Annotated in this window: 10 protein-coding genes and 1 CRISPR repeat array; of the genes, 6 read left to right on the plus strand and 4 right to left on the minus strand. The window is 42.8% G+C overall.

Translation table 11 applies throughout. The features are described 5' to 3' along the window. Positions 1–59: 59 nt before the first annotated feature. Positions 60–689, minus strand: coding sequence for a helix-turn-helix transcriptional regulator (locus tag CLV98_RS13895; RefSeq protein WP_109674946.1), 630 nt, complete (start codon positions 687–689; stop codon positions 60–62). Positions 690–905: 216 nt separating this feature from the next. Here CLV98_RS13895 and CLV98_RS13900 point away from each other — a divergent pair, with 216 nt between their 5' ends. The 6 genes from CLV98_RS13900 to CLV98_RS13925 are packed head-to-tail and all read left to right on the plus strand — an operon-like array spanning position 906 to position 7,102. Continuing rightward, positions 906–2,162 (plus strand): hypothetical protein, encoded by a 1,257-nt coding sequence (locus CLV98_RS13900; protein WP_109674947.1) that lies wholly within the window; start codon positions 906–908, stop codon positions 2,160–2,162. Between the two features lie 43 nt (positions 2,163–2,205). Then, positions 2,206–3,039 carry a hypothetical protein gene (locus CLV98_RS13905; protein WP_109674948.1) on the plus strand — a complete coding sequence of 278 codons (834 nt, stop codon included), beginning with the start codon at positions 2,206–2,208 and terminating at the stop codon, positions 3,037–3,039. After that, the gene (gene cas1, locus CLV98_RS13910; protein WP_109674949.1) at positions 3,036–4,013 is read left to right on the plus strand and encodes a CRISPR-associated endonuclease Cas1; all 978 of its coding nucleotides are present in this window, start codon (positions 3,036–3,038) and stop codon (positions 4,011–4,013) included. The genes CLV98_RS13905 and cas1 overlap by 4 nt, the downstream gene beginning before the upstream one ends. Before the next feature lie 34 nt (positions 4,014–4,047). Then, positions 4,048–5,094, plus strand: coding sequence for a CRISPR-associated primase-polymerase type B (locus CLV98_RS13915; protein WP_109674950.1), 1,047 nt, complete (start codon positions 4,048–4,050; stop codon positions 5,092–5,094). Positions 5,095–5,097: 3 nt separating this feature from the next. Then, on the plus strand, positions 5,098–5,583 hold the full coding sequence (gene cas2, locus CLV98_RS13920) for a CRISPR-associated endonuclease Cas2 (protein ID WP_109674951.1): 486 nt from the start codon (positions 5,098–5,100) through the stop codon (positions 5,581–5,583). Between the two features lie 19 nt (positions 5,584–5,602). After that, on the plus strand, positions 5,603–7,102 hold the full coding sequence (locus CLV98_RS13925) for a tetratricopeptide repeat protein (protein ID WP_109674952.1): 1,500 nt from the start codon (positions 5,603–5,605) through the stop codon (positions 7,100–7,102). A gap of 136 nt (positions 7,103–7,238) precedes the next feature. After that, positions 7,239–9,578: a CRISPR direct-repeat array (repeat unit 37 nt; unit sequence CCCAGCAACCAACTTCCACGATAACAAGGATTAAGAC). 1,272 nt (positions 9,579–10,850) lie between these two features. Here the strand turns inward: CLV98_RS13925 and CLV98_RS13930 are convergent. The 3 genes from CLV98_RS13930 to CLV98_RS13940 all read right to left on the minus strand — a co-directional run bounded on the left by CLV98_RS13930 (position 10,851) and on the right by CLV98_RS13940 (position 14,275). Beyond that, a complete protein-coding gene (locus tag CLV98_RS13930; RefSeq protein ID WP_109674953.1) occupies positions 10,851–12,185 on the minus strand; it encodes a sulfatase family protein in 1,335 nt (444 codons plus the stop codon). A gap of 300 nt (positions 12,186–12,485) precedes the next feature. Continuing rightward, entirely contained in the window at positions 12,486–13,397 is a 912-nt protein-coding gene (locus CLV98_RS13935) for a helix-turn-helix domain-containing protein (RefSeq protein ID WP_109674954.1), read from the minus strand. A gap of 11 nt (positions 13,398–13,408) precedes the next feature. After that, entirely contained in the window at positions 13,409–14,275 is an 867-nt protein-coding gene (locus CLV98_RS13940; protein ID WP_229203375.1) for an SDR family oxidoreductase, read from the minus strand. Positions 14,276–14,293 lie beyond the last annotated feature (18 nt).

Consider the following 14,293-nt stretch of genomic DNA (forward strand, 5'->3'; position numbering starts at 1 on the left):
TGTAAAATTGTCAGACCATTGGAGTCTACGCTCCAAAACTATTTATAGAGGGGTCAGTATCACCAGAAGGGGGTCAGTATAGAACAGAATATGCACCCTATCACATACCACCGGCTATTATATTCTTTCAACATGACCGGAAAGACCGTTTTTATTTCCTTTTCCTGATTGTACGGGCGATAATCTATTACCAAAAAATCTCCTTGTTGTATATGTCGATACAGGGGTAGTAGCTGGTCTTTCCCCTTTAATTTTACTTCTTCAAAACTGATTAGCTCATTCTTTTCAATGTCGGTGGTTATCTGGTTCCGTTGTTCTAATCTTAAAAGCAAATCCTCCAATCCAGCAAATTCCTTCTCATTGGCCAAACGCCGTACCAGGGCAACGATCTCGTTGAGCTGACCATGGTAGGAATTATCTAGGGAGTCGAGCAAGGAATAGGGTTCTGTATAATAATACCCCGTATGCTTATTGGCTCGGGCTGGTAGCGGTGCATGGAGCACGTCTTTCATTAATTTCAGATCGTCGGCCATCGTTCTCACATCACAGGCCCACCCCTGTTCACTACATTTTTGTGCCAAATAGGCGGTCGAAATCACCTTTCCGCTCCGTTGATTACGTAATACCTGATGTATGATGATGATCCTCCTCAATTTGGCTACCGTACCATCCCCTTCTTTTTTGGCCATCCTTTTAAAAAATAAAGTTTAACAAGATTTTCTCAAATGAAATAAAACCGCAATGTAGCCTATTTAGTTTGTAATATCAAAAGAAAACAAATGATCATTAAGGCTATTAAAGGAATCATTTATAGGAAAGGAAATTTGCTTAAATGAAATAAATACGTAATTGACCTATTCACCTTTGTATCGAAATTAATATTCCACACCAAACTTTTTTCAATTATGACAACCTTCTTTACTACCGTCGCCAACAGTCTTTCAAATAATCACTCGGTCGCAGCACCTTCCGACTTGGCCTTACCCATGGCTCAGGCGCAACGAGTCAACATGTCCGAATATGGCTATGAGCAGTCGGGAGGGCATAGAGGCGATGCCACGGCATTGGCCAACCTGTTTCGCATGATTCTTAATGGTCGCATCATCGACGAGAACGCTAACGTGGAGCAACAGCAAAAGAATCACCTGGCCATTCGTGAGCAAATTGTCGAACTTGAAAAGCAAGCGGAAGATATAGTAGCGGACCAAAAGAAAGTCCGCGAAGTGGATATCCCAAGGACCAAGGCCGAAATTCTTGACTATGATGAGCAAATTTTGCAGGTCAGAAAGGACGAAGCCTTGGGCCTTTACCAAGCCGGTGCTATCAATCGTTTCGTGTATTGGAAACTAATCATTGGTGTAATCCTTGGCGCTGTTTACATCTTTAGTTTTTATGTCAGTGCTGTATATTCAGGCGTGATCCGCAATATAGGAGCGGAACTTGAAGGGGCCGACATAGAGATACAAACGCTGTTTTCAAGTGTCTTTGTACCACAAGCTTTTACTGTCTTCGATTTTCATTGGGTGGCGCCCATATTATTGTTCTTGTTTGCCTTTGTGCTCGACTTTCTGGTTGGCACTTTGCAAAAAACCGCCCGGGTTGCCAGTGTTACAGTTGCCGTATTGATTACACTTTTTTTGGATGCGCTCATCGCTTATAAAATTGAGGAGAAAATTCATGAGGTAAAATTGATGACGGGATTTGCCGATAACGAGCACCATTGGTGGCTCAGTGCCGATTTTTACATCGTAATTATGATGGGCTTTATTGGCACGATAGCCTGGGGAGTTTTAATTCATGCCTTAAAAAAGGAGATTGAAAAAAAGGATGCCAACAGAGTGGTAGCGCTGCAAATCCGCCACTTAAAAGACCTCAAACGTAAGGCGGAAAGGCTAGTATACGAATTTGAAGGGCATTTCACAGACTTAGGCGCTAAAATGGAAAAACTCCTCTTGGACATCAAGCAGCTAAAGAGCCGCCAGAACACCCTGGTACTGAGCAAGGCAGAGCTTGAAAAATCAGTCAATGATTTTTATAACGGCTGGCTTTCCTATATCAACGGGCTGGGCAACGGGGCAGCACTCAAATACGAATGCCAGGCCGTTATGCAACAGTTTTATGAAGAGAATATTAAAGAACATCCGGCTCCAGTGGAAGTTTAAGTCCCTTCAAAACCATTCATTATTCACTTTAATTTATACAGCTATGACAAATTTTTTACGTATCCTTTTTGTGGTAATCACGATTTTCATCAGTAGCAACGGTTATTGCGCTACAACACCCACAAACATTGTGGTCGTCCTAGACCTGTCCGACAGGCTCCTATCCCCTGGCCAGGCCGAGAAGGACCTGGCTGCCATAGGGGCCATGTTCTCAAGCTTTGAGGAATCGGTTCGTAAGCAGTTTTTTGTAAAGTCAAAGGATGTCTTTTCTGTCATCCTGATTCCTCAACGGGGAAGCAAGCTCAATGCCGAGTCGTATGAACGTCGCCTGCGATTGGACATGAATGCCATACCCGTAGCAGAAAAAAATCGTCGTTTTATGGACTTTAAATGTCAATTACCCGCAACCCTCAAAAGTTTGTACCAGCAGGCTCAAAAAGGAACTCAGCCATCCGACTACTTTGGCGTCGATATATGGAAGTTTTTTAATGAAAGCATCAATAATCACCTGGCCCAGACGGCTCGTAATAAGGTTTTGTTATTAACGGATGGGTATTTCGATTTTGAGAATGATTGGCATACCGTACATTCAAAAACCAGGTACACGTCGTCGAGGTTCTTGTCGTCCCTTTCCGGTATCCACTGGAAGAAGACTGCCGAGGCTAAGGACTTAGGTATCTATCCTATCCAAAACAAACTGATTGCTATGGAACTGGTTGTGGCTGGATTTAATGCCAAATCCACCGATCAGTTTGAGCTGGATAAGCTTAAATATTTTTGGCAGAAATGGCTTAACGAATGTGGAGTTAGACAGTTCAAGCTCCTATCCAACGTTAACGCAAGCAAATTTGGTTCATCTATAAAAAACGCAATATGACATTCTCACAATTAGTGCTTAACAAAAGGGGAAGTAGTATAACCATACGGAACGGCCGCTACTGTGTAAGGACTCCTGAACGCGAGTCATTTATCCCGGTTCAGGAAATTCGCACCATCCATATGCACCCGGCAACCAAGCTGACCTATGAGGTAATCGTAACGGCCCTGCAGCAGAATACGGATATGCTTTTTATAGACCGCAAAGGCGACCCTGTAGGAAGAGTATGGGGTACCAAATTTGGATCCATATCGACCATTCGTAAAAACCAGCTAGCCTTTTCTACGCGAATCGAAAGCATAGAATGGATCACAAAAATACTGATACAAAAAGGCGAAAATCAGCAGCTAGTATTGGAGCTATTGCAGATCTTAACCGACCAAGACGTAAAACCCTTTTGTAATAATATAGATCGCTATTTGGCTAAAATGAAGTGTCATCAGATCGATGATTTTTCTGAAACTTTCGCTACCTATCGGGGATTGGAAGGCAGTATGAGCAGGAGCTATTTTGAGGGGATTAACCAGGTACTTCCCAAGCGTTATCGCTTTGAAAAACGAAGTAAACGCCCTGCTCAGGACATGTTTAATTGCCTGCTCAATTACGCCTACGGGATGTTGTATGGCATTTGTGAATCGGCACTGATCCATGCGGGGGTAGATCCGGCTATTGGTGTCATGCACCGCGACGAGTACAACCGTCCAGTTTTGGTGTATGATTTCATAGAACAATTCCGGCACTGGGCCGACTATGTCGTGACCTATTTATGCGTTCAAGAGGTCGTTTTTGAGAGCTTTTTCGATATTGAAAATGGAAACTTTTGGCTTAATACCCATGGGAAAAGAATATTGATACAAAGCTTTAACGACTACCTCTATGAAATAGTGAACTTGGAGGGTATCAGTCGGTCGAGGATTAACCACTGCGACCTTGAGGCACAACGTTTCGCCTCGATGCTTAAAAAATTCACTTGAGTTTAAAATTATATTCACCTTAAATATTACGATTATGACGACTCCATCATTAAGTTTCGGCGAAGCCATCACTTGTGGCCAAGAGGTACTGGTAGACTGTACACTAGAAAATATTTTCGAGTGTGTCACTGGGCGTATTCCCTCCTCCTTAGAGAGCGATACGCGTCGTCTGCGCAAACTGATGGCGATTGACAAGGCCGCATATAGGAAAGCAAAAACCAAATTGCCCTATATCGCAGGAAGTGTCTTTAATGGTGGGGTGAGAAGATTAGACTCCTTTTTAAGCGCCCATTATTTCATTTTGGATATCGATCATATCGAATTAATAGACGGCCAAATTCCAGACCAAATTGTAGCGAACCCTGTGGTGGCTATGGCGTTTGTGTCTCCTAGTGGGGAGGGGATCAAGGTGTTTTGCCAATTGGAGACTCCAATCACCGACCCTTCGCTTTTTTCAGCCCTTTACAAGCAGTTCGCCTCCGAATTTGCCGATAAAGTTGGATTGACCGGGAGCCTGGATCTACGCACCCATGATGCTTCCAGGGCCTGTTTTTTGGCATACGATCCTCAGGCATATTTCAACCCTACCCCAGTGGCCATCGACTGGCAGTCGTTGGAGCCACTAAACTCGGCACCTCTACAGGCCGACACCAACCCTTTGGGGGAAGGTAGTGCGAGCCCTACTACAGCGCAGAACGAGCTCAATGAGGTGGCCTATAAGGCTATATTGAAGGAAATTAACCCAAATGCGCTCGTACGAAGAGCGAAGGACGTATATGTTCCTCAGGATTTGCTGGAATTTATGGACCTGATTCCCGACTTATGCAAAGCGGCAAATCTAGAAATAAGCCAGCTCAACAAAATCCAGTATGGGGTAAAGGTGTGCGCCAAACAAGGATACCGACTAGCGGAGCTCAATGTGTTTTATGGTAAACGAGGGTTTTCGGTTATCAAGTCGCCCAAAACCGGTACCGACCCCGCGCTGAACTCGGTATTATACGATGTTATTTTCAATTATTTATTCCCGGAGAATAAGACGATTGATATCCCGCTGATCGATTATTTAACGCAATCCAATTGATGTATGGCCAAAAAGCAAACCTATTCGCAGCGCCCTTTTTCGGAGCTAAATAGGCGGTGGCTCGCCGCCGCATTACCCGCGCTTCCTGATACGGCCAGCGGTACTATTGAGGAACACAAGGTTCCAGAGGGCATCAAGCCCCTATTGAATTTTTTGAAGGGTAGTCATGGTCAACCTAAACGTTCTGAGGATATGTATTGCTTTATCATGTATGACATCAAAAATAACCGAATTAGGCGACTTATGGCCAAGTACTTAGAACAGAAAGGCTGCATTCGGGTACAGAAGTCCGTGTTCTTTGCCCGACTGCATCGTAAAGTTCAAAAAGAGATTATAGAAATGCTGCGCAAAATGAACGACTGTTATCAGAACCAGGATAGTATTCTCATTTTACCAGTCGGTGAAGATATGCTCAACAGCCTCACTTGCATTGGTGAAGAATTTGAGCTTCAACTCATCACAGCACCGAAACATACCTTATTTTTTTAATCATCAAATCTTTCGGATTATGACAGCAAATAGCAAGATAATAGAGGGAACTGCCAAGGATGTAAATGTCCTTCGTAAGAACGGCCAGCTCACGGCCGCTTATCAACTTGCTCAGGAGCTGTTGACGGCACAGCCCCATAACATTTGGAACAAGCGGGCCATGGGATGGGTGCTATTGGATATTCTTAAATCCGAAAATGAGGACTTGGACGCTAAGGAAGGGCTTATTGGTCAACTGGCCGACTTGCAACTCCCTCTTTCCGAAACGATTTTCTATGACCAATTTCGCTGGAAATTGGCCAAATACCTATTTGTAGTTCAAGATGCAGAAAGTCCAAATTTGGAATGGTTGTTACCCATCTTAGAGGTAGTTGTGCCCGGATCTGCACCGTCCAACAAATATTTACTAAAGGCCATAATCAAGAACAGTGCCAATTTTGTTGATTTCCTTACGGTGATGAATATTTGGGGTTGGGATAGTTTTGAGGCCGGCGATTGCGCTCCGCAACTAACCTCGCAAGGAAAGCGTATGCCCTCATTGGCCGAACGGGCATATATAGCCACTGCAAAGACCATTTTGCAGCGGGATGCATATGATACGCCACAAGTTGGAGCCTTTATCGAACAATTGCGAAAGGCTACCATGGAGCAACCCAAATGGCAATTTGCGCTTTACTATTATGCGAACTTATTGCAAAAAGTTGGTCGTGAGCAAGAGGCCTTAAGGGCCTTTATCCCTTTTGCCAAACTGAAATCGAACGATTTTTGGGTATGGGATCTTTTGGCCACCCTTTATCATGATCAGGAAGAGATGCAGCTATCCTGTTATGCGAAAGCACTCCTATGTAAAGTCCCTGACAAATTTTCCCTTAAAATACGACTCAAATTGGCTCAGCTTCTCATTAAAAAAGGGAACTGGCAGGTAGCACGTGTTGAAATTAACAAAATTGTGGAGACGCGTCGGCAAAACCATTGGAAGATCACCCCCGAGCTGGTCCAGATCATGCGCAATCCGTCCTATCAAGTCCTCACTGACGAGCACAGTAGTAACCTTAAATGGTATACGTCACACAAAGACCTTGCTGAAAACCTGATTCTGGATCAAGGTTTGGAACAATTTGCTATCATCTGGAATATTAACCCTGTCAAAAACACGGCGCAGTATTTTGTGGACGCGAATATACACGGTGGATTTTCCCTGGCCCATGTTAAAGAAACCCTGGTCATTGGAGACATGGTGCGCCTACATCTAGAAAAAATAGATAAGGATGATCAAAGTTTTTATAAGGTGAAGCGGGTAAAAAAAACCTCCGAAAAGCCTGCATCGATACACCGCAAAGCCTTTGTTGGGATACCCAAGGCATTGGGCCGATTGGTATTAATAGAGGATGTACTAATACCCCGCCACATGGCTGAAGGTATGAATCTTCAAAAATCCTATTCTGGAACGGCGCTAGTCAGCTACGATTATACCCGAAAAAAATGGGGCTGGACAGCCCTAGAAATAAATCCGCTATAGCTTTAAACTTTACCTTCAATTCCTTAATTTTAAACAGCGTATCTATTTTTCGATTTAAAATTTACCATTTTGAATATTAATATTTTAATATTTACCACCCTAAACAACTCAATAACAATAAATTACAAAAACAGCTCCCAGCAACCAACTTCCACGATAACAAGGATTAAGACTAGGTGTCGGTAATACTAGTTGCGTGCAAGTGATTTACCCAGCAACCAACTTCCACGATAACAAGGATTAAGACAACATCTTGTATGTGGCATCGTCAATGTCGATTTCCCCCAGCAACCAACTTCCACGATAACAAGGATTAAGACCTTTAGGTGCTGCCATATCTATTATGTTTAAAGTCCCAGCAACCAACTTCCACGATAACAAGGATTAAGACAAGGGGAGGGAGCCTCCCCTTATTTTTTATTCGTGGTCCCCAGCAACCAACTTCCACGATAACAAGGATTAAGACTTTGAGGGCGTCCCCTACCGAAATAGGTTCATTAACCCAGCAACCAACTTCCACGATAACAAGGATTAAGACGGGAGACCTATTAGTACCTAACGAACTCGTTAGGGATCCCAGCAACCAACTTCCACGATAACAAGGATTAAGACAAATCCCCTCGTATTTGAGGATGAATTTTTCCAAATGCCCAGCAACCAACTTCCACGATAACAAGGATTAAGACCATCTAGCAGCGTTTGAATATCTTTAACTACTTCTACCCAGCAACCAACTTCCACGATAACAAGGATTAAGACTATATTGTAGTCATTTTAAAAGAGTTTGTGGTTAATCCCAGCAACCAACTTCCACGATAACAAGGATTAAGACTCTTCTTGATTTTCTAACCAACGTGTGGATATGTGACCCAGCAACCAACTTCCACGATAACAAGGATTAAGACCCCACCACCTGAGTGGTTTGAGTTAATCTTGGTACTCCCAGCAACCAACTTCCACGATAACAAGGATTAAGACATAGACGTTGTTAGGAAAATTAACATCATAATGACCCCAGCAACCAACTTCCACGATAACAAGGATTAAGACCAAGTATGAATTTTTTCAAACTCTTCGGAACTCATTTCCCAGCAACCAACTTCCACGATAACAAGGATTAAGACAGTATCATGTATAGGGATCCTTCGAAGATCCCTTGCATCCCCAGCAACCAACTTCCACGATAACAAGGATTAAGACCTACCGGATGTACGTGACGGTTTGAAGCCGGTACATAGCCCAGCAACCAACTTCCACGATAACAAGGATTAAGACGCCGCTGAATAGCCAATCTGGTGTTTCGTTTGGTTCCACCCAGCAACCAACTTCCACGATAACAAGGATTAAGACATGGTAACCGAAGTTCCTTGCTTAATAAACTTTACTTCCCAGCAACCAACTTCCACGATAACAAGGATTAAGACGGTTATAAGATAGATACTGTTATGCAACAACACTACGCCCAGCAACCAACTTCCACGATAACAAGGATTAAGACTTTCTCGACCACTTTCTTGGTGAAGACCACGTGGCGGCCTCCCAGCAACCAACTTCCACGATAACAAGGATTAAGACCGTTGTGTTGGTTAGCATAATCTTGGTCCCCAAGATTACCCAGCAACCAACTTCCACGATAACAAGGATTAAGACCTTCTTTTGTGAAAGACCTAAACTCACCCCGTAATCCCAGCAACCAACTTCCACGATAACAAGGATTAAGACCCGGGTGATTAAGGATATATTCAGACTCCTGCCTGCCTCCCAGCAACCAACTTCCACGATAACAAGGATTAAGACCAGCGATTTCATTAAGCATAATACTACAAATTTAAAATTAACCCAGCAACCAACTTCCACGATAACAAGGATTAAGACTACGTCGCCTTTAGCAAGGCGGCTACAGACATAGTCCCAGCAACCAACTTCCACGATAACAAGGATTAAGACCACTAAACTCGAACTTATCCCAAAATTCGTCCGAGCTTATCCCAGCAACCAACTTCCACGATAACAAGGATTAAGACTCGGCGTGAAATGTTCCGCCGTGGGTGATGATTTTGCCCAGCAACCAACTTCCACGATAACAAGGATTAAGACTTTGAGGAAGCTTTTAACTCCGATACTCCATTATGGAATGCCCAGCAACCAACTTCCACGATAACAAGGATTAAGACCTTAACCAGGTCCTTACGCACCGCACTTTTGTACGCGCGCCCCAGCAACCAACTTCCACGATAACAAGGATTAAGACCCTTCTGCGTTTCGGAGCCTCTTCAGCTTTAGAGGCTTCTTCCCCAGCAACCAACTTCCACGATAACAAGGATTAAGACAAAAATTTGTTTTTCGCCCCCTTCATGGACTCGAACCCAGCAACCAACTTCCACGATAACAAGGATTAAGACATAGTTGTCATAGTAGTAAAGATTTATGAATAAGGTCCCAGCAACCAACTTCCACGATAACAAGGATTAAGACTACTTCTCGGCAGCATATTTGCTGTCTCTCAGCATCCCAGCAACCAACCTGGTCCGCCAGTCCGATCCCCATAACAAGGATTAAGACCTCCTTTTGCTGGTACATTGAAAGATATTGTTGTCAACCAGCAACCAACTTCCACGATAACAAGGATTAAGACCCCTTATGGTTCTACCTTCGTAAACTGGAGTTTCCACCCCAGCAACCAACTTCCACGATAACAAGGATTAAGACCTAGTGCGTATTTCTTAGCATTCGTGATGCCGTATCCCAGCAACCAACTTCCACGATAACAAGGATTAAGACTGATAGATGACCGACTGCGTCAGCATCGATCGATACCCAGCAACCAACCTGGTCCGCCAGTCCGATCCCCATAACAAGGATTAAGACATTACGCTTCGACTCCGCTCAGCGTACGAGACGTTATCCCAACAACCACCCTGGTGCGCACCGGCCGATATTGTTTACAACAATCATAAAAAAAGAAAAGGCCAAGCCGAATGCCGATAGCCGACAGCCGTATGCCGCCCATCAACCTGGTCCGCCAGTACTAACCCCATAACAAGGATTTAGACATTACGCTTCGACTCCGCTCAGCGTACGGGACGTTATCCCAACAACCACCCTAGTGCGCCAGTCAGATATAAATTACAACAGTCATAAAAATAGAGAAGCAAAGCCGGTAGCCGAAAGCTGACAGCCGACAGCCGCTCATCAACTTGGTCCGCCAGTCCGATCCCCATAACAAGGATTAAGACATTACGCTTCGACTCCGCTCAGCGTACGAGACGTTATCCCAACAACCACCCTGGTGCGCACCGGCCGATATAAATTACAACAGTCATAAAAATAGAGAAGCAAAGCCGATAGCAGAAAGCTGACAGCCGTATGCCGTAGGCCGTAGGCCGTACGCAACGAAAGCGGTGCACCGGCCGATATTATTAGTAATACTAATGAAAAAAACTAAACTCCAAGCCGATAGCCGACAGCCGACAGCCGAATGCCGCCCATCAACCTGGTCCGCCAGTACTAACCCCATAACAAGGATTAAGACATTACGCTTCGACTCCGCTCAGCGTACGAAACGTTATCCCAACAACCACCCTAGTGCGCATCGGCCGATATTAATTACAAAAGCTATAAAAATAGAGAACGCTAAGCCGATAGCCGAAAGCCGACAGCCGCTCATCACCCTGGTCCGCACCGGCCGATATTATAATACAACCGATTGGAAAGATGGAATGGGCAGTAGGGTGCCGTTATACATCCTCTATTGTAATTCCATTTCAAATTCCTTCACCCTGTGGGTTAATTCCGCTACCACGTCCGGAAATTGTCCTGCCACATTATTTTTCTCCCCTATGTCCACATCAAGGTTGTATAGTGAAACAGGAAAAGCACCATTTTTATCTAAAGGCCACCCCAATGATTTTTCAATATGAAGTTTCCATTTACCCATTCTAATAGCTTCCAGGTCACCGTTTCGTGCATAAAAATAAAACGGACGTTCTGGCAACTTAATGGATTCAGGATGTAAAAGATAATTGCTAATATCCAAGCCATCCAATTTCAAATCATGAGGAAGCCTCGAGCCCGATAATTTTGCAAGTGTTGGAAATAAATCCAAAGAGGTCGTAAACTCATTGCTCACTATTCCTTTAGGAATGTTGTCGGGCCAAACTACTATGGCTGGCACGCGCTGTCCACCGTCCCATGTTTGAGCTTTTTTACCTCTAAGTGGTTTCGCTGAGCCGATTTGAGGCCCATTGTCGGATGTGAAAATAAAAATGGTGTTATCATAGATATTTTGTTCTTTGAGCGTTTTAACGATCTCGCCTACACTCCAATCTAACTCCATAATAACGTCACCATATAATCCCTTTTCACTTTTACCTCTAAAAGCAGGAGAAGCATGTAGAGGTGTATGAGGCATATTTTGAGCCACATACATAAAAAAGGGCTTTTTACCCCTACTCTTTATCTGACTAATAGCCTCTTCTGTATATCTTTTGGTGAGATAATCTTGATCAGGGCCGCTTTCTATCAATTTCTTATTTCGATAAAGGGGAAGCGGAGGTGATTGAAAGTCAATATCTTTGTAATAGTAATGATCCATATCATTGGAATAAGGCACCCCATAAAACTGATCAAAACCCTGATTATTGGGCATGAATTCCTCCTTATGCCCCAAATGCCATTTACCTATAATGGAAGTGGTATACCCATTGTCTTTTAACATTTCTGCCATCGTATACTCGTTCAAGGAAAGCCCACCCTCTGAAAAAGGAAAAAGAACGGCTTCATGAAGATTGTATCGTTTAGGATAACGACCCGTCAAAAGGCCGGCCCTGGAAGGCGTGCAAACAGTAGCTGGAACATAAAAATTTGTAAAGCGAACTCCCTCAGAAGCTAAACGGTCGATATGGGGTGTCTCAAAACCTTCGGCCCCATAACAACCCACATCTGCGTATCCTTGATCGTCAGTGAAGAAAATGATAATATTGGGTCGTTTTTTCGTATTGACCCTATTATATTGACATCCTGTAGTACTGAAAATAATAAATACGAGAAGTTTGGATACCAATGATTTGAGCTTAATGTGCATTACAATCTCCCTATTTTAATGATGAGTAGCTTTATATTTACCGAACCAGTAGCGACAATTTCGAATGAGTCAAAAGGCTGCTGCACAATAATATCGAAATTTTAGAGAGAATCAAGCGGCTAATACAATACTTTATCCCTTCCTATAAAACTACAGAAGAATATATGGACTTTCAACTCACTGCATACGGAGTCCAGTTTTGGAGCGAGAAGTGTAGCCGTTACTGGCCTATATAGGTGCAGCACCATACGGTACACCTCCCCTTGTAAAAAGGCAGCATGTCGGCGGTAGTGATTGATATCAATTAAAGGATTGCCTGAATTGAGAAGGTGTAAGGTCCGTTTTACTCTTAAATAATTTGCTAAAAGATTGTAAGTGCTCAAAGCCTAATTCAAACGCCACTTCGCTAACTGATAGATCTGTGGTTGACAATTTTTCTTTTGCCAATTCAATTAATTTCTCCTGAATGAAATGTTTGGTGCTTTGCCCTGTTAGATGTTTTAACAATCGACTTAAATAATTGGCAGACAAATTCAGCTCATTTGCAAAATACTGAACGGTGGGAATAGCATGGACTCTAAAATTCTCTTGACGATAATAAGCCGACAGCAATTCTTCAAACTGGCTTAAGAGTGTGTGATTTGCAATTTTTCGTGTAGTAAATTGTCGTTGGTAAAAACGTTCGGAATAAGTCAATATTAACATCAACTGAATGATGATTACATCTTGACTGAAATGGTCAATTTTAGCTTGATATTCCTGGGCAATACTGTGCATCACACCAATAATCAACTTTTCTTCTTTGTCAGACAAATGTAGCGCTTCGTTTATTTTATAATCAAAATATTCATATTCTTTTATTTTTTTCGACAGCGGCGTGTTCCAAAGAAAATCGGGGTGGACCAGTAATAACCACCCCTTATGATTGATTTCTTCATCCGTTCTGAATTCAAAAGAAAGCACTTGCCTAGGAGCCATAAAATGCATTACACCTTCATCGAAATCATATTCTTGTTGACCATACTTTAATTTGGCATTAAAATCCCTTTTTAAAGCGATGGAATAGAAGTCATTGGTGATATTTATTGGGGTAGCATGCTGATGCTTTATATCCTCAAATTGAACAATACTAATCAGGGGATGTTCAGGCTTCTGCAAATCCATAACCTTATGATATTCCGTTATCGATTTTATATGATATGGTTTTGACATGGCGCGAAATGTTATAATTCGAAAAGTGTTTTTAACCCGTCTTTAAGCGTTGTTGGTTTACGACCGAGTTTATTTTCTAAGTCACTGGTTATTTCGTCCTCTTGTCCGTTTTTTATGTCGGTGTTGAATTCAACTACTTTTTGAAGCATCGCTTCTGGAATTCCGGAGGGTCTCATGCTCTCTTGAAAGGTCGAAATATCTACTGGATGGTAAGTCACCACCTTCCCTGAAAGTGAGGTTAATGCCTCGGCAATGTCATAAAATGAATAGGCTTCATTATTTGTGAAGGTATATGTTTTATTTTCAAATGCTTCATTTGCCAGCACATTAGCCATTGCTTCACCCATTTCTTTTCGTAATGCAAAAGCAACTTTCCCATCTCCCGCAGGTTGAAAAATACCGGTTCCAAACACTTTTTTACCTACAAAAATTGGGATAACATCCATATACAAGGTGTTTCTAAAAATGGTATAGTTTAGTCCGCTTTCTTTGATATAATCTTCAGTAAGAAAGTGTTCTTCCATAAGCTGATGAGCGAGTGTGTCCCTATTCCGCATGGCCCTACTGGTGTAAGCAATATTTTTAACTCCCGATTTTTTAGCGGTGTCAATTATATTTTTATGTTGTTGCATTCGGTCGCCTTGGTCACCTGCCGAAATCAAAAGCACCGTATCGACATTCATCATGGCAGTTTCGAGGGCGGGTATGTTATCATAATTACCCAGAAAAACATGAATTCCTTTGGCTTTGAATTCAAGTACTTTTTCTTCATCTCGAACCAGGACAGAGACATTTTGACCAGGAAATTTCAATAATAATGTTTCGAGGACCACACGGCCCAGATTTCCAGTAGCGCCAGTAACTAATATTTGCATCATCGTCTATTTTTTGATTTA

Source organism: Dyadobacter jejuensis (assembly GCF_003149085.1).
GTDB lineage: Bacteria > Bacteroidota > Bacteroidia > Cytophagales > Spirosomataceae > Dyadobacter > Dyadobacter jejuensis.

Coding starts and splice junctions, on each gene's coding strand:
- CLV98_RS13895 (WP_109674946.1), bottom strand. CDS start 689: ATGGCCAAAAAAGAAGGGGATGGTACGGTAGCCAAATTGAGGAGGATC.
- CLV98_RS13900 (WP_109674947.1), top strand. CDS start 906: ATGACAACCTTCTTTACTACCGTCGCCAACAGTCTTTCAAATAATCAC.
- CLV98_RS13905 (WP_109674948.1), top strand. CDS start 2,206: ATGACAAATTTTTTACGTATCCTTTTTGTGGTAATCACGATTTTCATC.
- cas1 (WP_109674949.1), top strand. CDS start 3,036: ATGACATTCTCACAATTAGTGCTTAACAAAAGGGGAAGTAGTATAACC.
- CLV98_RS13915 (WP_109674950.1), top strand. CDS start 4,048: ATGACGACTCCATCATTAAGTTTCGGCGAAGCCATCACTTGTGGCCAA.
- cas2 (WP_109674951.1), top strand. CDS start 5,098: ATGGCCAAAAAGCAAACCTATTCGCAGCGCCCTTTTTCGGAGCTAAAT.
- CLV98_RS13925 (WP_109674952.1), top strand. CDS start 5,603: ATGACAGCAAATAGCAAGATAATAGAGGGAACTGCCAAGGATGTAAAT.
- CLV98_RS13930 (WP_109674953.1), bottom strand. CDS start 12,185: ATGCACATTAAGCTCAAATCATTGGTATCCAAACTTCTCGTATTTATT.
- CLV98_RS13935 (WP_109674954.1), bottom strand. CDS start 13,397: ATGTCAAAACCATATCATATAAAATCGATAACGGAATATCATAAGGTT.
- CLV98_RS13940 (WP_229203375.1), bottom strand. CDS start 14,275: ATGATGCAAATATTAGTTACTGGCGCTACTGGAAATCTGGGCCGTGTG.